Source organism: Burkholderia cepacia (assembly GCF_001039005.1).
Taxonomy (GTDB): domain Bacteria; phylum Pseudomonadota; class Gammaproteobacteria; order Burkholderiales; family Burkholderiaceae; genus Burkholderia; species Burkholderia theae.
The window spans coordinates 55453-73455 of sequence record NZ_LDWR01000011.1; the positions used below are offsets into that span (position 1 = coordinate 55453).

The 18003-nt window shown below is 71.2% G+C and carries 8 protein-coding genes; 1 reads left to right on the forward strand and 7 read right to left on the reverse strand.

Going from position 1 to position 18003, the window contains the following annotated elements; translation table 11 throughout:
- Nucleotides 1-3: 3 nt before the first annotated feature.
- Nucleotides 4-9690: a non-ribosomal peptide synthetase gene (locus VL15_RS05340; RefSeq protein ID WP_048243749.1), complete on the reverse strand. Its 9687-nt coding sequence runs from the start codon at nt 9688-9690 to the stop codon at nt 4-6.
- 269 nt (nt 9691-9959) lie between these two features.
- Between VL15_RS05340 and VL15_RS05345 the strand changes: the two genes are divergently transcribed.
- Nucleotides 9960-11705, forward strand: coding sequence for a cyclic peptide export ABC transporter (locus VL15_RS05345; RefSeq protein WP_048243751.1), 1746 nt, complete (start codon nt 9960-9962; stop codon nt 11703-11705).
- 195 nt (nt 11706-11900) lie between these two features.
- Here VL15_RS05345 and VL15_RS05350 read toward each other — a convergent pair whose 3' ends face one another.
- Genes VL15_RS05350 through VL15_RS05375 form a run of 6 tightly spaced genes read right to left on the reverse strand, consistent with a single transcriptional unit; the run spans nt 11901 to nt 17954 of the window.
- Entirely contained in the window at nt 11901-12929 is a 1029-nt protein-coding gene (locus VL15_RS05350) for an ABC transporter substrate-binding protein (protein WP_048243752.1), read from the reverse strand.
- Nucleotides 12926-13726, reverse strand: a complete 801-nt coding sequence (fhuF, locus tag VL15_RS05355) for a siderophore-iron reductase FhuF (protein ID WP_048243754.1) — start codon at nt 13724-13726, stop codon at nt 12926-12928. Before fhuF ends, VL15_RS05350 begins: the two co-directional genes overlap by 4 nt.
- Nucleotides 13723-15813 carry a Fe(3+)-hydroxamate ABC transporter permease FhuB gene (gene fhuB, locus VL15_RS05360; protein ID WP_048243756.1) on the reverse strand — a complete coding sequence of 697 codons (2091 nt, stop codon included), beginning with the start codon at nt 15811-15813 and terminating at the stop codon, nt 13723-13725. Before fhuB ends, fhuF begins: the two co-directional genes overlap by 4 nt.
- Nucleotides 15810-16658, reverse strand: a complete 849-nt coding sequence (locus VL15_RS05365; RefSeq protein ID WP_048243758.1) for an ABC transporter ATP-binding protein — start codon at nt 16656-16658, stop codon at nt 15810-15812. The genes fhuB and VL15_RS05365 overlap by 4 nt, the downstream gene beginning before the upstream one ends.
- Complete coding sequence (locus VL15_RS05370; protein ID WP_048243760.1) at nt 16648-17667, reverse strand: TauD/TfdA family dioxygenase; 1020 nt, start codon at nt 17665-17667, stop codon at nt 16648-16650. Before VL15_RS05370 ends, VL15_RS05365 begins: the two co-directional genes overlap by 11 nt.
- Nucleotides 17668-17711: 44 nt before the next feature.
- Complete coding sequence (locus VL15_RS05375) at nt 17712-17954, reverse strand: MbtH family protein (protein WP_021163602.1); 243 nt, start codon at nt 17952-17954, stop codon at nt 17712-17714.
- Nucleotides 17955-18003 lie beyond the last annotated feature (49 nt).

The window sequence follows — 18003 nt, forward strand, 5'->3', positions numbered from 1 at the left end:
TCCTTATTGGGTTTCCAGTTCGCCGAGCAGCGCGTCGATCGCGCTCGCCGCATCGGTCGCGCCGCGCGCCGCGCAGGCCGCGTCGATCGCTTCCGCGCAGCGCGCGAGCGTGCGCGTGTCGAACAGCGTGCGCAGCGGCAGCGCGAGCCCCCAGTGCAGGTTCGCCTGCGCGTGAGCCTGCGTCGCGAGCAGCGAATGGCCGCCGAGCAGGAAGAAATCGCCGTCGCGACCGATCGCGTCCACGTGCAGCACGCGTTGCCAGATGTCCGCGAGCGCGCGTTCGGTGTCGGTCGCGAGCTCGACGGTTTCGGCCGCTTCGCGCACCGGCGCTGGCAGCGCATGGCGGTCGCACTTGCCGTTCGGCGTGACAGGCAGCGCATCGAGTTCGATCAGTTGCGACGGCACCATGTAGGCCGGCAGTTGCGCGCGCAACGCGTCGAGCAGCGCCGCGCGGTCGAGCGGACCCGCGTCGCCGCGTGCGACATAACCGACCAGCTGCTCGTCGCGCACGATCACGACCGCATCGTTCACGCCGGGCGCCGCGCGCAGCAACGCCTCGATCTCGCCCGGCTCGATCCGCTGGCCGCGCAGCTTCACCTGCGTGTCGACGCGGCCGAGGTAGTCGAGCGCGCCGTCGGCGCGGCGCCGCGCGAGGTCGCCGGTCCGGTACATGCGCGCGCCCGGCACGAACGGATCGGGCACGAAGCGATCGGCGGTCAGCGCCGGACGGCCGAGATAACCGCGCGCCAGGCCCGCGCCCGCGAGGTACAACTCGCCGGTCGCGCCGGCCGGCACCGGCTGCCATGCGGCATCGAGCACGTGCAGCTGCAGGTTCGCGATCGGATGGCCGATCGGCACCGCGACCGCGTTCGCGTCGTCGGGGCCGCAAGTCCAGTGCGACACGTCGATCGCGGCCTCGGTCGGCCCGTACAGGTTCACGAGCGTCGCGTTCGGCAGCAGCCGTGCCATCTTCGCGACGAGTTCGGGCGCGAGCGCCTCGCCACTCGCGACGATCAGGCGCACGCTGTCGCATTGCGCGGCGGCCGAGAAATCGTCGAGATAGGCGGCGAACGCGGCGAGCATCGACGGCACGAAATGCAGCACCGTCACGCCGTGCGCATGGATCGCGGCCGCCAGGCGTGCCGGATCGCGATGATCGCCGGGCGCGGCGATCGCGAGCTTCGCGCCGATCGCCAGCGGCCATACGAATTCCCATACCGATACGTCGAAGCCGAACGGCGTCTTGTGCAGCACGACGTCGTCGCGCGTCAGCCGATATGCGTGCTGCATCCACGCGATCCGGTTCGCGAGCGCGCCGTGCGTGTTGCCGGCGCCCTTCGGCTTGCCGGTCGAACCCGACGTGTAGATCAGGTAGGCGAGCTGCGCGTCGTCGACCTCGGCGGTCGTGTCGGCGGTCGTGTCGGCGGATGCGTCCGCCGCTTCATCGGCAAGCAGGTCCGCCACCGTCAGCAACTGCGTCGCGGCGCCGTCGCCCAGCGCGGCCTCGACCTGCTCGCGCAGGTGGGCCTGCGTGATCGCGACGGCCGGTCGCGCGTCGCGCAGCAGGTACGCAATGCGCTCGGCCGGATAGTCGGGATCGACCGGCAGGTACGCCGCGCCGGCCTTCAGCACGCCGACGAGCGCCATGACCATGTCGAACGAACGCTCGACGCACAGTGCGACCGGCGTGTCGGGCCGCACGCCGCGCCGGCGCAGCGCGGCCGCGATGCGCGACGTGCCGGCGTCGAGTTCGCGATAGGTCGCGCGATGCACGCCGCCGTGAACATCCGCGTATTCGAGCGCGATCGCGTCCGGCATCGCCTGTGCCGCAGCGGCGAATTGCAGGTGCAGCGGCTGCCGTTGCGAATCCGGCCATGCACGCGCGGTGTCCTGTGCCAGCGCCAGTGCGGCGCGTGTCGCGTCGTCGGCGATCGACAGCGTGCCGAGCAGCGCGTCCGGCGTGCGGGCCAGTGCGTCGAGCGCGCAGGCGAACGCGCGGTGCCAGGTCTCGACCTGCCGCGCATCGACGCGTGCGGTGTCGTAGCCGTAGTCGATCGTCAGCTCGGCGCCGCTTTCGATCACGAGCGTCAGCGCGAAATCGGTGGCTTCGATGCTGCGCACGCCGCTCAACGCGAGTGCGCGCGGATCGGCGTCGCGCACCGTGTCGTCGACCGGGTAGTTCTCGAACACGACCAGCGTGTCGAACAGCGCACCGCCGGCGCCGCGCGCCCAGCGCTGGATGTCGGCGAGCGGCGTATGCGCATGCTCGGCGGCGGCCGCGTTGTCGCGCTGCAGCGCCTGCAGCCAGTTGGCCGCGCGCTGCTGCGGCGCCGGTGCCGTGATCACCGGCAGCGTGTTGATAAAGAGACCGAGCACCGTGTCGACATCCGCGAGCGCATCGGGGCGGCCCGCGACCGTCGCGCCGAACGCGACGGCCGGCTGGTGCGTCATCCGCTGCAGCGCGAGCGCCCAGGCGCCCTGCACCAGCGTGTTGACGGTCAGCTTCAGTGCGCGCGCCGTTTGCGCGACGCGCGTCATCGTTTCCGCGTCGAGCGTCGCGCGCCACGTGACCATCTCGGCGTCCGCGCGGTCTGCCGCGCGCTCCGCGATCAGCGTCGGCGCGTCGAGCCGTGCGAGGCGTTCGGTCCAGAAGCGCTCGTCGGCATCGCGGTCGCGCGTGCCGAGCCACGCGATGAAGTCGCGATAGCGCAGCGCCGGGCGGCTGGCAAACGGCGACACGGCATCCGGGTCGCGATAGTCGCGCAGCACGTCTGCCAGCAGGCGTGCGGTGCTCCAGCCATCGAGCAGCACGTGGTGACGCGTCCACACGACGCGCCATGCGTCGTCCGTCACGCGGATCAGCGTGAGCCGCATCAGCGGCGGCTCGCGCCAGTCGAAACCGCGCGCGCGGTCAGCCGCGAGCCATGCGTCGAAATCGGCGTCGAGCGTATCGCCGCGCGTGCGCCAGTCGAGCTGTTCGACCGGCATCCGCGCGTGGCGATGCACGCGCTGCAAAGGTGCGGCTTCGTCCGGCATCACGCTCGTGCGCAGGATGTCGTGGCGCGCGACGGATGCGTCGAACGCGGCCGCGAGCCGGTCTGCGTCGAGTGCGGTCGCGGTCGCGACGAGCTGGTTCACATAGCTCGCGTGACCAGGTGCGAACAGCGCATGGAACAGAATGCCCTGCTGCATCGGCGACAGCGGATACACGTCGTCGATCGCGCGCCAGTCGAGCGGCGTGCGTTCGATCGCGGCCTGCGTGAGGCCGGCCGCCTGCGCGAGCGGAAAATCGCCCGGCGTCGCACCACCGCCGCGATGCGCGACACGCGACGCGCAGGCTTCGACGAGCTCCCGCAGCGCGGCCGCGAAGCGTTCGGCGAACACGTCGATCGTCGCGCGTTCGAACTGCGGCGCGCCATAGACCCAGTGCACTTTCAGCGTGCGTGCGCCGTCGCGGTCCGTATCGAGGTATGCGTGGATCGCGAGCGTATTGCCGAGCGGTCCCTGTGGATCGCGCTCGACGCCGGAGCCACCGAAGCGCGGCACGAGCGTCGCGTCGCGCGGCGCATCGAACTGGCCCAGGTAGTTGAACGTGACACGCGGGCGCGGCACGGCGGCCAGCGCCGCGCGCGTTGCCGCGTCGCCGTAGTGCGCGAGCACGCCGAAGCCGAGCCCTTTGTGCGGCACCGCGCGCAGCGTGTCCTTGACCGCGCACAGCGTGTCGCGCGCCGTTGCCGCGACCGGCAGCGTCACCGGGTAATGGCTCGTCAGCCAGCCGATCGTGCGGCTGGCATCCGCGTCGTCGAACAGCGCCTCGCGGCCGTGCCCTTCTAGTTCGACACGGCACGATGTGGCGCTGCGTGATCCGGCCAGCGTCAGCGCGAGCGCCGCGCCCAGCAGTTCGATCGTCTGCGCGCGGTAGGCCGCGTGCGCATCGGTCAGCGCCGCGCGGGTCAATGCCGCGTCGATCGTCTGCACGACGACGGCCGCATCGGCGTTCGTTGCCGCGGCGCCGGGATGATCGGGCACGAGGTCGTCGCCCTGCGCCATGCCGGCCCAGTACGCGGCCTCGGCTGCGAACGGCGATGCCGGCTCCGTCGCGGCGCGTGCGAGCCGTGCGGCCCATGCATCCGCGCGCAGGCCCGGCTGCGACAGCCGGACCGGCGTGCGTTCGCACGCGGCGCGGTAGGCCGTGTCCAGGTCGTCGAGCAGGATGCGCCACGATACGCCGTCGACGATCGCATGGTGAATCGCGAGATAGAGCTGCGTCGAACCGTCCGGCAGCCGTGCCGCGCAGGCGCAGGCGAGCGGCCCGCGGCCGAGGTCCAGACGGCGCTGCAACGCGTCGAAGCGCGCGAGCGCGTCGGCTTCGTCGCGTGCGGCAACGTCGACGAACGGCAGTGCGTCGTAAGGCTTCGCGGCATCGCTGGCGTGCCACGTGCCGTCCGCGCCGCGCGCGAAGCGCTGGCGGAATGCATCGTGATGCGTCAGCACCGCATCGAATGCCCGCGCGAACGCATCCGCGTCGAACGGCCCGCGTACATCGAACGCGACCGACTGGTTCCAGTGGCCGCGATGCGGGACGTCGAGCGCGAAGAAGCGCTGTTGCGCGGGCGTCAGGATCGGCGCGGCCGCCGGCGTCGCCGCAGTGGTCGCGGTTGCGATTGCAGGCTGAGCAGCAGCGCTCACGTCCTCCGTTTTCGCGATGCGCGCGAGTTCGGCGACCGTCGGGCCGTCGAACAGCTGCTTCGGCGTGAAGCGCACGCCGCGCTTGCGCGCACGGGCAATCACCTGCAGCACGAGGATCGAATCGCCGCCGAGTTCGAAGAAGTTGTCGTCGCGGCCGACCTGCGGGGCTTTCAGCACGGCCTGCCAGACTTCGGCGAGCACCGTTTCGACCGCGCCCCGCGGCGCGTCGCCGGACGCGCTCGCGACCGGCGCGGCCGCCAGTTCGCGCAGCGCCGCGCGATCGATCTTGCCGTTCGCGGTCACCGGCAGGCGCGCGAGCGCGACGAACTGCGCGGGCACCATATAGTCGGGCAGCTTCGCGGCGAGCGCCGCGCGCATGGCGGCTTCGTCGAATGCCGCGCCATCGCGCATCACGACGAACGTCGCGAGCCGCAGGCGGCCATCGTGCTCGATCGCAAGTGTTTCGGCCTGTGCGACCGGGCCGGCCGCGCGCACGGCCGCACTCACCTCGCCCGGTTCGACGCGGTAGCCGCGAATCTTCACCTGGTCGTCGATGCGGCCGAGGAAAGCGATGCGGCCGTCCGCGCGCAAGCGCACGCGGTCGCCCGTGCGATACAGCCGCGCGCCGGGTGTGAACGGATCGGGCACGAAGCGTTCGGCGGTCTGCGCCGGGCGACCGAGGTAGCCGCGCGCGACGCCCGGCCCGCCCAGGTACAGTTCACCCGTCGCGCCGGCCGGCACGCACGCGCCGAACGCGTCGAGCACGAGCGCGCGTGCATTCGGCAGCGGCAGGCCGAGCGGCACGCCGCTTGCGGAATCGCGCGCGTCGGCGGCAATCGACGCCGTGTCGCACGCGATCGCGCCGACCGTCGCTTCGGTCGGCCCGTAATGGTTGATCACGCGGCAGGCCGGCGCGAGCGCGGCCAGGCGCGCGACGAGCGCCCACGTGAGCGTTTCGCCACCCGTCACGAGCGCGTGGCGCGGCAGCACGTCGGCCGGCACGCGCGCGTCGAGCAGCGCCTGCAGGTGGCTCGGCACGATCTTCAGCACGCCGACGTCGCGGCGCCGCATCTCGTCCGCGAACAAGTCGGGATCGAATGCGCACGCGGCCGGCAGCAGGTGCAGCGTGCGGCCCGCGCACAGCGCGCCGAACAGCGTCGTGTGGCCGAGGTCGGCCGCCACGGTCGACACCATCGCGAACGACGCGTCCGGTGCGAACGCGAGTTCGTCGAGCATCCCCTGCACGTAGTCGGCCAGCGCGCCGTGCGACACGACGACGCCCTTCGGCGCGCCGGTCGAGCCCGACGTATAGATCAGGTACGCGCCCTGTTCCGGATGCGGCGCGACGCGCACGCCGATCGCATGGGCGAGCATCGCGTCCTGTGCGAGCGCATCGACGTCGAGCGGCTGCGTGTCGATGCCGGCCGGCCACGCGGCCGTATCCGCGACGAGCGCCCAGCGCGCGCCGCAGTCGGCTGCGGCCGCGGCGAGCCGGGCGGCCGGTTGCGCGGGATCGAGCAACACGGCGAGCGCACCGGCCTTCAGCGCGCCGAGCAGGCCGACGACGAAGCGGGCCGATCGTTCGATGCAGACGACGACCGGCGCTTCGGCGGCGGCACCACGCTGGATCAGCGCGCGTGCGATGCGGTTCGACGCGTCGTCGAGTTCGGCGAACGTCAGCGACGCCGACGCATCGGCAAGCGCGACACGATGCGGGTACGCGGCCGCCTGCCGCGCGAATGCGGCGACGATGTCGGCATGCTCGACCTTCAGCGCACGGCCGTCGCGCGGCTGGCGCGAGGCAGCCGACGCGTCGCACGGCAGTGCGGCCGTCGTGCGTTGCGGATCGTGCGCGGCCGCGCCGACGAGCGCCGCATAGCTGTCGAGCCAGGCGCGCGCGGTATCCGCGTCGATACAGTCGGTCGCATAGGCCGCGACCAGCTCGATCCCGTTCGCGTCGTCCGTGAAATCGAGCGCGAAGTCGAAGCGCGCGGCGAGATCGGGCCCCGGCGTTGCAACCGCCGTTGCGCCCGGCAGCACGCTGTCGTGCCGCGCGTCGAACTGCTGTGCGAATTTCACGCGCAGCCATTCGTCGCCGCGCTTGACCGGCGGCTTCACCGCATCGACGACACGCTCGAACGGTACATCCTGGTGCGCAACCGCGTCGAGTGCCGCCGTGCGTGCCGCGTCGACCAGCGTGCGGAACGGCAGCGTCGGTGCCACACGCACGCGCAGCGCGACCGTGTTCAGGAAGAGACCGAGCAGCGCACGCGTTTCCGGGCGCTGGCGATGCGCGACCGGCACTGCGACGACGATATCCGTTGCGCCGGTCAGACGCGACAGCCATGCGTCGAGCGCGGCCAGCAGCACCGTGAACACGGTGGCCTGCGCGTCGCGCGCGAGTTGCCGCACGTCGGCCGCGACCGCGTCGGGCAGGCGCACCGATACGCGTGCGCCCTGCAGCGTGCGTGCGGCGCCCGGCTGCCGATCGACCGGCAGCGCGAGCGGGCCCGGCACGTCGCGCAATGCGCCGCGCCAGTAATCGAGCTGGCGCTCGCCCTCGCCGCCCGCCAGCATGTCGCGCTGCCAGTCCGCGTAATCGGCGTACTGGATCGGCAGATCGGGCAACGACGGTTCGCGGCCTTCGGCATACGCGCGGTAGGCGGCCGACAGTTCGTCGAACGCGCAACGCGAGCTCCAGCCGTCGGTGATCGCGTGATGCGCGGTCAGCAGCAGGCGATGACGGTCGTCGGCCAGCGCCACGAGCGTCGCGCGCAGCAGCGGGCCGTGCGCGAGGTCGAACGGTTCTGCCGCATCGCGCTCGGCGAGACGCGCGGCTTGCGCATCGCGCGCGGCCGGCGGCTGGTCGCGCAGGTCGATCGCGGCGATCGATACCGGCAGATGCGCATGGATCCGCTGCATCACGACGCCGTCGTCGTTGTCGACGAGCGTCGTACGCCACGCTTCGTGCCGTCCGATCACGTGATCGAGCGCGCGCTGCAGTGCGTCGCGATCGAGCGTGCCGTCGATGGTCCAGTGCGCGGCGATGTGATACGCGGCGCTCGCGTCACGTGTTTGCGCGAGCACCCAGAAACGTTGCTGTGCGAGCGACGCCGCACGGTCGACATGCGGCGCGCCGGATGCAGCCGCATCGATCGTCGTGCGGCGCGCGGAAATGGCGGCCAGCGGCTCGCCGGTCTCGCGTTCCGCGCAATCGACCGTCCCGGCCAGCTCGGCGAGCGCCGGATCGGCGAACAGCGTGTCGAGCCGCAGGTTCACGCGCCAGGCGGCACGGATCGCGGCCTGCAACTGCATCGCGGCGAGCGAATCCGCGCCCAGCGCAAAGAAATGGTCGTCGCGCGACGGCGCTGCGTCGAGGCCGAGCAGCGTCTGCCAGAGGTCGGCGATTTGTTGTTCGGTCGGCGTGCGCGGCGCGTCGCCGGCACCGAGCGTCGTGTCGCGCGCGGCGGCAATCCGCTCGCGCAGCGCGGCACGATCGATCTTGCCGTTCAGCGTATACGGCAGCGCATCGCAGCGCACGAACCGGTGCGGTTGCCATGCCGCCGGCAATTGCGCGGCCACGTGCGCCTTCAGCGCCGCATCGTCGGCCGCCGCACGCAGTGCAACGCAGGCGATCAGCCGCGTCGGCCCGTTGCCGGTTTCGGCGACCACGGCCGCGTCGGCCACGGCCGGATGCGAGCGCAGGCATGCTGCAATTTCAGCGGGCTCCACGCGCACGCCGCGCACCTGGACCTGGTCGTCGAGGCGGCCCAGGTAGTCGAATGCGCCATCGTCGCGCATGCGTGCAAGGTCACCCGTGCGATAGACGCGCGCACCCGGCTCGCCGTCCGGATCGGGAATGAAACGTTCGGCCGTCAGTGCCGGGCGGCCGTGATAGCCGCGGGCAAGGCAGACGCCGCCAAGCAGCAGTTCGCCCCCTTCGGCCGTATCACCGGCGTCGCCGCCGTCGATGCGCGCGACGCGCGGGCCGATCACGCGACCGATCGGCAGCGACGCATACGCGTCGTTGGCGGCGAGCACGGGCGTTTCGCCCGGTTCGACCGGCCACAGCATCGGCGAGATCACGGCTTCGGTCGGCCCGTAACCGTTGATCAGGCGTACCGACGGGAACGTGCGGCGCACGAATTCGAATGCCTGCTGCGGCAGCGCTTCGCCGCCGAAGGCGAGCACGCGCAACGCCGGCGGCACGCCTTCGCGCGCGGCGACGGCCGCGAATTCGCGCAGGTATGCGGGCGGAAATGCGGCGACGTTGACCGACTCGCGCACCATCAGCGCATGCGCGGCGTCCGGCGCGAACGGCTGCGGCGGCGCAATCGTGATGCTGGCGCCGACCGCGAGCGGCGCGAGCCAGCATTCATGGGCCGCGTCGAAATTGACCGACGCGAAATGCAGCAGACGGTCGCCTGCTTCGATCGGCAGCGCGGCCGCGAGCGCGTCGCAGTGCGCGGCGAGCGGCCCGTGCTCGACGACGACCGCCTTCGGCGTGCCGGTCGAGCCCGACGTATAGATCATGTATGCGGCCGCACGCGGGTGCACGGGCACGTCCTCGTCGTCGGCAGCGAGGTCCCGCCCGTCCGCCGTTTCGGCTGCCGCGTCGAACGCGTGCTCGAACGGCGCGCCGAGCGCCGCCCGGCCCGCTTCGTCGACGATACCGTGCCGCAGCTCGGCATCCTGGACGATCCAGTCGAGGCGCGCGGCAGGATGGCGCGGATCGAGCGGCACGAACACGCCGCCCGCCTTCAACACGGCCAGCAGCGCGACGAACAGCTCGCACGAGCGTTCGACGCAGACGCCGACCCGCACTTCGGCGCCAACGCCGGCCGCGCGCAGTTGCCGGGCCAGCCGCGACGCACGCGCATCGAGCGCGCCGCGCGACAAGCGCAAATCATTCTGGAAAGGTGCCGCGATTGCGGGTGCGTCGGGCGCGACGCGCGCCAGTTCGCGGATTCGGTGATGCAGCGCAGTCGGGAAACTCGTCATGTGCGTGAAGTCCTTCGGTCCGGCCGCTACGGCCAAGTCTCGGGGCCGCTTGGGGCGGCTTCACTGGTGTGACGAACGGCGCGGCCGATTTTTTACCGTTTTGCGTTCAAAGTGCGTGCGGCCGCTTTTTTTGCAGGCGCTGCTAAATATTTGCGCGGCCCGTTCGTCTATCAGGGAGGAAAGCCGGATCCAGGCTCGCCCTCCGACGCTTTCGCCTCCGTTTTGCCGTTTCCGCGTATTCACTTGTCTTCCCTTTACCGACGTTGCCGATGACTGCTGCCCACGAGCCTGCTTCCCCGCCGTCCCTCGACGCCTCTCCCGCCCGCCCCGCGGCCCGCCTGATCCTCGCGCTATTGCGCGAAAGCCGCGCGTCGCTCGCGCTTGCGCTCGCCGCGTGCGTGCTGAACGGCGTCGCGAGCGTGCTGCTCGTCGCGACGCTGAACCGCGCGCTCGCGACACCCGGCGCGGCCGATGCATCACTCGCATGGCGCTTCGCGCTGTGCGCGGTGATCGCGCTCGTCACGCGGATCGTGTCGGGCACGCTGTTCGCCCGCCTGTCGCAGGACACGATGGCGCGGCTGCGCGTGCATCTCGCGCGGCGCGTCGGCGCGGCCGAGCTGCGCGACATCGAGCGGATCGGCGCGGCGCCCGTACAGTCGGTGCTGACCGACGACGCGACCAACGTGTCGATGCTGTTCTTCGCACTGCCGAACCTGGTCATGCACGGCTCGATCGTGTTCGGCTGCCTCGGCTACCTCGCGTGGCTGTCATGGCCCGTGTGCGTGCTCGCGCTGGCCGCGATCATCGCCGGCTCGCTCGGTTATCACACCGGCGACCGTCGCGCGATCGCGTCGCTCGAGGCCGCAGGCAAGGCGCAGGACCGCCTGTTCGGTTATCTCGGCTCGCTGTTTTCCGGCGCGAAGGAACTGAAGCTGCACGATGCGCGCGCACGCCAGTTCGTCGACGGCCAGCTCGGCGCCGCGATCGGCGAAGTGCGCGACCACCGCCGCCGCGCGTTCAGCGCGTACGCGGTCGGGGTCGGCTGGATCATCTTCCTGTTCTACGTGTTCCTCGGCGTCGCGTCGTTCTGGCCGCAGCTCGGCGTGCATGCCGATGCGGGCGCGGCGGCCGGCTATGTCGTCGTGTTCCTGTTCATGCTCGTGCCGCTCGACGGCCTCCTGAACAACCTGCCGACCGTCAATGCGGCGCGCGTGTCGCTCACGCGGATCGAAGGCGTGATGGCCGAATTCGGCGCGCTGCGCACGGTGCCGCCCGCGGCCGACGCGCCCGATGTGCCGACGGCCGGCGCCGTCACGCTGCGCGGCGTCACGCACGCGTATTTCCACGAACGCGACGAACGCATGTTCAGCATCGGACCGGTCGACCTGACGATCAAGCCGGGCGAGCTCGTGTTCATCGTCGGCGGCAACGGCAGCGGCAAGACGACGCTCGCGAAGGTGCTGACGGGACTCTACGAGCCCGAGGAAGGCACGATCGAGGTCGACGGCCGGCCGATCGGCTGGCGCGAGCGCGCGGCGTACCGGCAGCGCTTCAGCGCGGTGTTCAACGATTTCCACCTGTTCGATGCGCTGCTCGGCATCGTCGATCCCGACGATCCGGCCCGCGCGCAGGCCGATGCACGCGCGAACGCGCTCGTCGCGAAGCTCGCGCTCGACCACAAGGTGAAAGTGGTCGACGGCGCGTTCTCGACCCGCGCGCTGTCGACCGGGCAGCGCAAGCGGCTCGCGCTCGTCGTCGCGTATCTGGAGGACCGGCCGTTCTACCTGTTCGACGAATGGGCGGCCGACCAGGATCCGTCGTTCAAGGCCGTGTTCTACGAGCAATTGCTGCCCGAGCTGCGCGCGCGTGGCAAGGCCGTGATCGTGATCACGCACGACGATCGTTATTTCGATCTCGCGGACCGGCTACTGAAGCTCGACAACGGGCGCATCGTCAGCGACACGATGCCCGCGCGTTCGCATGCGCGGGACGGCGTCGATGCGCTGAGCGCGTAAGCCGTCCATCAATGAATCGCCGACGCGCGGCAACCGCAGCGTGTCGGCGATGTGCGTTTCGGAATGGAATGTTGTGGATAAGCGGCCGAGCGGAAACGCCGAGGACGCCCGCCATCAAACCAACGACAACACCCTTCCCGTCAAAGCGGCATGCTCCGCCGCCACACGTTCACGTGCTCGACGTTCTCAACGTGCTCAACGCGCGACCGGCAGCTTCAGCATCGTATCGGTCATCACGTCGGCCAGCTTCAGCGCCGACATCGGCCCGCCGAACCCCCAGATATTGCGTTCGATCAGTGCGATCCGGCGGTCGCGCAGCGCGGGCACGAAGCGCCACACCGGCGAATCGAGCTTCGCCGACAGCGGCACCTCCATCCCCGACGCGGTTACGAACAGTACGGCCAGGTCGCGCTGCCTGAGCAGGTCGGCCGACGTCACATACAGCGTGCCTTCCCGCGTCGGCTTCTTCGGCCATGGATCGAGCCCGAGCGCACGCGCGAGACCCGCCGACGTGCTGTTGCCCGTATAGGCCCAGTAACGGTCGGGCAAGCCGAGATCCTGCAGCAGCGCGATGCGCTCGCCCTTTCGGCCCGCGGCCGCGAGGCGCGCCGCATTGCGCGCGATCCCCGCGTCGAGTTGCGCATCAACTGCCTGCGCACGCGCGTCGCGCCCCGTGACCGTACCGATCGTCCGGAAGATCTGCCGCATCCAGTCGAGCTGCGTGACGGGTACGCCGTCCTCGGAAACATTCGGGCTGAACTGGAACAGGATGGTCGGCGCGATCCGGTCGAGCGCGTCGAAAATCGGCGCATGCCGGAAGCCGACACCGATGATCAGATCGGGCTTGACCGCCGCGATCGCCTCGAGCCCCGGCTCCTGCCGCGAGCCGATGTCGGTCACGTGCGCGAGCCGGTCGCTTTCGTAACCGAGCCAGCCCGGATAGAACGCGGCATCGGCCATCCCGACCGGCACGATGTCGAGCGCGATCACGCTTTCCGCGAACATGAAGTCGAGCGCGACCACGCGCTGCGGCCGCACCGGCATCGTTTTGCTCGCCTGCGACACGACGGGATTGCCGGCGAGCGACACGGCACGCGAGGCCTGCGCGCCGAGTGCGTCGCCGGCAGCAGTCACCGCGGCAGCCGTTGCGGAAAACGTGCCGCAGCACGCGGCGCCGAGCGCGGCGAGTGCGCCAAGCGCATGCCGGCGGCCGGCGTGTGTCACCGGATCGCGTCCTGCTCGGCCAGCGCCGCGTCGTCCATTGTCAGTAGCAGGGGGCAGCTTCCACACAGTTGCGTTTCTCCAGGAATTTCGTAGCGCAGGCAGCACACGCGGCGCGCGCGAAACGGCGTCGGCAGCAGCGGCGAGCGCGGCACGGCATCGCGCACCGGCACACGCAGCGGATTCGGTTCGCAGCCGTTGCACGTCGAGCCGAACAGCCAGTCCGCGTCGCGCACCGGATCGGCCGCGCATGGCAACGAACGACAGGTGTCGAGCAGATAGTCGAGCAGGTTGCCCGCGTTGCTCCAGAGCACGCGCGGCGTGACGCGCCCCATCGCCGCGAGCAGGTCGATCACCGCGCCGAGATGCGCGATGAGCCCCGTATAGCGCGGCGCGGGTTCGTCGCACGGCGCGCCGAGTGCGTCCGCCGCGAAATACAGCGCGGCAGGCATCCCGTCGTCGAGCGCGACGAACGTGCGTTCGGGCGTCATGTCGAGCGGCCGGCCGAGCGTCAGCGCGGCGACGACGCCCGCGGGCGCCGCACGGCCGAAATAGTATTTGCTCCATTGCGACATCAGCGCGCGTGCATGCTGCGCCGGATCGCCGCCATAATGGCGGACCATCGCGTCGAGCACCGCGTCACGCTGCTCGGGCAACGCGCTGACGGGCACGACGATCCGGCCCGGCGCATGCGCGTCGTCGGGCATGCCGAGCCAGACGACGTCGAGATGATCGGCAAACGGTTCGGGCGCGAACGCCGAGAAACGCGTGGCGCGCGCGCCGTCGGGCAATGGCGTCATCGCCCCGCGCGCCGGGCGCGGCGCCCCTCGAGAATCAGCAGCCCGAGCAGGTACGGCGCGCCGATCAACGCGGTCAGCACGCCGGCCGGCACTTCGCGCGGCGCGACGACCGTGCGGGCCGCGAGATCCGCGACACCGAGAATCAGCGCGCCGCACGCGGCCGCGAGCCACAGCCGCGTGCGATGCCGGCGTGCGCCGAGCATCGTCGCGACGTGCGGCGCCATCAACCCGATGAAGCCCACCGGCCCGACCGCCGCGACGGCCGCGCACGCGGCGAGCGTCGCGATCGTCAGCGCGAGCGGCCGCAGCGCGGCCACCGGCAGGCCGAGCGCGGCCGCCTGGTCGTCGCCGAGCGCGAGCATGTCGAGCGGTCGCGCGAGCCACGCGAACACGGGCACCGCGAGCACGCACCACGGCAGCAGCATCGACACCTCGCCCCAGCTGCGGCCATAGGTGCCGCCGACGAGCCACACGACGAAGCGCGCGGGCTGCACGCTTTGCTGCGTGATCAGCCATTGCGCGAGCGTCGTCCAGAGCGCGCCGATCGCGATACCCGTGAGCGCGACCGCAAGCGGCGCATAACGATGCCGGTGATTCAGCACGAGCGTGATTGCGAGCGACAGTCCGCCGCCGATCAGCGTGGCCGCCGCGAGCGTCACATGGCCCATCAGCGGCCAGGTCGACAGCGCGAACAGCGTGACGAGCCCCGCGCCCTGCGTGACGCCGAGCACTTCGGGGCCCGCGAGCGGATTGCGCACGACGCTCTGCATCGCGACGCCGCTGACCGCCAGCAGCGCGCCCGCGAGGAGCGCGCACAACAGGCGCGGCATGCGCAGGTCGATCAGCATCCGCGCGAGCGCATCGTGACCGGACAGCGCGGCGAGCCAGCGTGCGGGCGACAGCCATTCGGGGCCAGCCGACACGCCCACCCATACCGCGAGCACACCGACCACGACGAACAGCGCCGTACGCAACGGCCAGCCAAGCTGTTCGAGCCAGCCCACGAACCGCGTCGATCCACCGCCCGCCGTGCGCTCGGCGTCCGCGTGCAGCACGCCCGACCACGCGGCGCCGCGCCGAATCATCGCGAGCATCAGCGGCGTGCCGACCAGCGCGATCGCGACGCCGGTCGACAGCGTCGCGTCGAGGCCCGACACGAGCACGGCGCTGTCGGTGACGAGCACGAGTGCGCCACCGGCGAGCGCCGACAGCGGCACCATCACGCCGAGACGCGCCACACGCGCGCCGCGCACCTGGCGCAGCAGGTTCGGTGCGACGAGCCCGACATACGACAGCGGGCCCGCGATACTGACGGCCACGCTCGTGAACGCAACTGCGACGATCGTCGCGGCAAGCCGCGTCGCATCGACGCGTACGCCGGCTGCAGCCGCCGCATCGTCGCCGAGTGTGAGCGGATTCAGCGGCCGGATCACGAACGGCAATGCGAGCAGCGGCACGACGAGCCAGCGCATGGCGAGCGCGAGGCCCGTCGCGCCCGGCTGGTAAAGGCTGCCGTTGGTCCACAGCGCGGCGCCCGCGATGTTCTGCTCGAAGAACGCGAGCACGAGCGTCGACAGCGCGGCGAACAGCAGCATGCAGACGCTGCCCGCGAGCACGAGGCGCAACGGCGTCGCGCGCCAGCCGCCGGCCGCGACGATCGAGCATGCGGCGGCGGCCAGCCCGCAGACGAACAGCAGCGGCACCGACGCGACGCCCGCCAGCGCCGGCACGAGCATCGCCGCGAGCAGGCCGAGCTGCGCGCCACCCGTCACGCCGAGCAGGTCGGGCGACGCGAGCGGATTGCGCGTGAGCGACTGAAACAGCGCGCCGGCGATGCCGAGGCAGCCGCCCGCGACGAGCGCGGCCGCGACACGCGGCAGGTTGAGGTCGAACAGGAAGACGTGCGCGAGCGCGGCGCCATCGCTGCCGGGCGCCGCGTCCCACCACACGCGTAAATCGGGTGCGACGCGCAGCGCCGCGAGACCCGCGATCAGCACGACGAGGCCGATCGCGATCGCACCGGCCCGGCCGGTGGCCGCGCCCTTCCCCGTCGCCGCGAGGCGCTTGCGCATCGCGAACGTCGTCATACGGCGAGATCCCGGTCGAAGACGTCGGCCGCATGCGGCGTGGCGGTGCTCGACGGCCCGTAGGCCGGCACGCACATCGGCGCGCCCGTCTGCGGATGCGCGAGTTTCAGCATCTCGACACCGAACGCCGCGCGCAGCCGCACCGGTTCGAGCATCGCGTCGGGCGAGCCCTGCGCGACGAGCCGGCCCGCGCGCATCAGCACGATCTCGTCGCTGTACGCGGCCGCCTGGTTCAGGTCGTGCAGCACCCAGACGATCGTCAGCCCGCGCGCGCGGTTCAGCGCACGCAGTGCATCGAGGATGTCGAGCTGGTGATGGATGTCGAGATAGGTCGTCGGTTCGTCGAGCAGCACGATCGGCGCCTGCTGCGCGAGCGCCATCGCGATCCACGCGCGCTGGCGCTCGCCGCCCGACAGCGCGCCGACGTCGCGGCCCGCGTCGTCGGCGAGGCCGCTCGTCTCGAGCGCCTCGTCGATCGCCGCATGGTCGGCGCGCGACAGGCCGCGCAGGAAGCCGCCATACGCATAGCGCCCGTACGCGACGAGTTCGCGCACGGTCAGGCCCGACGGAATCTGGTTGAACTGCGCGAGCATCGTCAGCTCGCGCGCGAGCGCGCGACGACGAAACGACGCAAGGGGCTTTCCGTCGACTTCCACATGGCCGGCACGCGCGGGCTGCAGGCCCGCGAGCGTGCGCAGCAGCGTGCTCTTGCCGCAGCCGTTCGGGCCGCACAGCGCGGTTACGCGGCCGGCCGCGATCGACAGATCCAATCCGTCGATCACGACATGGTCGCGATAACCTACCGTCAGCCCCCGCGCGGCAAGCGCGGCGGTACTACGCGTCATCGGTCCTCCGGTCGGTCGCGCGCGGGACCGAGTAACTCTGCGCCATCGCGACGACCACCTTGCGCGGCCCTTCGAACGGGTCGCGCGCATGCGCGGTCAGCATGTTGTCGAGCATCAGCACGTCGCCCGTGCGCCACGGAAACACGATGCGCTGCTGGTCGAGCACGCCGCGGATCTGCGCGAGCGCATCGGCCTCGAGCGGCTCGCCGTCGCCGTAGTACACGTTGCGCGGCACGTTCTCGAGCCCGACCGCGTCGACCAGCGCTTCCTGCATGTCGTCGTCGAGCGCGGACAGATGGAACAGGTTGGCCTGGTTGAACCACACGCGATCGCCGGTGCGCGGATGGCGCGCGACGGCCTGGCAGCGTTCGCGGGTGCGCAGCAGCAGTTCGCCGTCGTCGTCGGTGCGCCATGCGCATTCGATGCCGCGCGCCGCGCACATCCGTTCGACCTCGGCCGGCTCGTCGGTGCCGAACGACTGCCGCCACGGCAGGTCGAGCCCCTGCCCGAAATTGCGCACGTACAGCAGCTCGCGCCGCTCGAAGCGAGCGATGAGCGCCGGATCGAGCGCACGGTAGACCGCACGGCTGTCCGCGATCGGTGTCGCGCCGCCCTTCGGCGCCGCGAGCGCGCAGTGGAACCAGATCCGCAACGGCCATTCGCGCGTATACGACTGCTCGTTGTGCAGCGGAATCGCACGGTGCGGCGGGTATTCGGTCGACGTGTAGACGGCGCCTTCGACCTGGCTGCGCGGCGTCGACGCGTATTCATAGCCGATCAGCGGATCGCCGAAGGACGCCGCGAACTGCTGGAACGCGTCGATCGACGGCACGTGAAAGCCCGTAAACAGTACGCCGCCCGCGCGTTCGAGCGTGTCGGCCGCGATCTCGCGCGCCAGCGGCGCGACTTCGTCGATCGACATGCCGTCGCCGCCGCGCGGCGACACGACGGTGGGCAGCCCCGGCTCGATACGCAGGTCGTCGAGCGTCGGCAACGAAAGCAGGGTCATGCAACGTCCTCTTCAGGTGGCGCGCCGGATCGCGGCGCGGCGGTTCACGACGCGCGCGACGCGCGCTCGCCGTCCATCGCGCGGCGCAGGCTTGCGGGGCGCATGTCGGTCCAGACGGTCTCGATGTGCGCGAGACAGTCGGCCTTCGGGCCGCTCACGCCGACCTCGCGCCAGCCGGCCGGCACGGGCCGGAACGTCGGCCAGATCGAATACTGTTCTTCGTCGTTGATGACGACCGTATAGACGAGATCGTCGGTGTCGGCGGAAGGCGTCGTGGCTTGCGTCATGATCGGAAAAAAGCGGGAGACGGTTGAAGGAGGCGAAGCGGCGAATTCG

Excerpts from the sequence above, each read along its gene's own strand:
- VL15_RS05340 (WP_048243749.1), bottom strand. The coding sequence starts at position 9,690 with ATGACGAGTTTCCCGACTGCGCTGCATCACCGAATCCGCGAACTGGCG.
- VL15_RS05345 (WP_048243751.1), top strand. The coding sequence starts at position 9,960 with ATGACTGCTGCCCACGAGCCTGCTTCCCCGCCGTCCCTCGACGCCTCT.
- fhuF (WP_048243754.1), bottom strand. The coding sequence starts at position 13,726 with ATGACGCCATTGCCCGACGGCGCGCGCGCCACGCGTTTCTCGGCGTTC.
- fhuB (WP_048243756.1), bottom strand. The coding sequence starts at position 15,813 with ATGACGACGTTCGCGATGCGCAAGCGCCTCGCGGCGACGGGGAAGGGC.
- VL15_RS05365 (WP_048243758.1), bottom strand. The coding sequence starts at position 16,658 with ATGACGCGTAGTACCGCCGCGCTTGCCGCGCGGGGGCTGACGGTAGGT.
- VL15_RS05370 (WP_048243760.1), bottom strand. The coding sequence starts at position 17,667 with ATGACCCTGCTTTCGTTGCCGACGCTCGACGACCTGCGTATCGAGCCG.
- VL15_RS05375 (WP_021163602.1), bottom strand. The coding sequence starts at position 17,954 with ATGACGCAAGCCACGACGCCTTCCGCCGACACCGACGATCTCGTCTAT.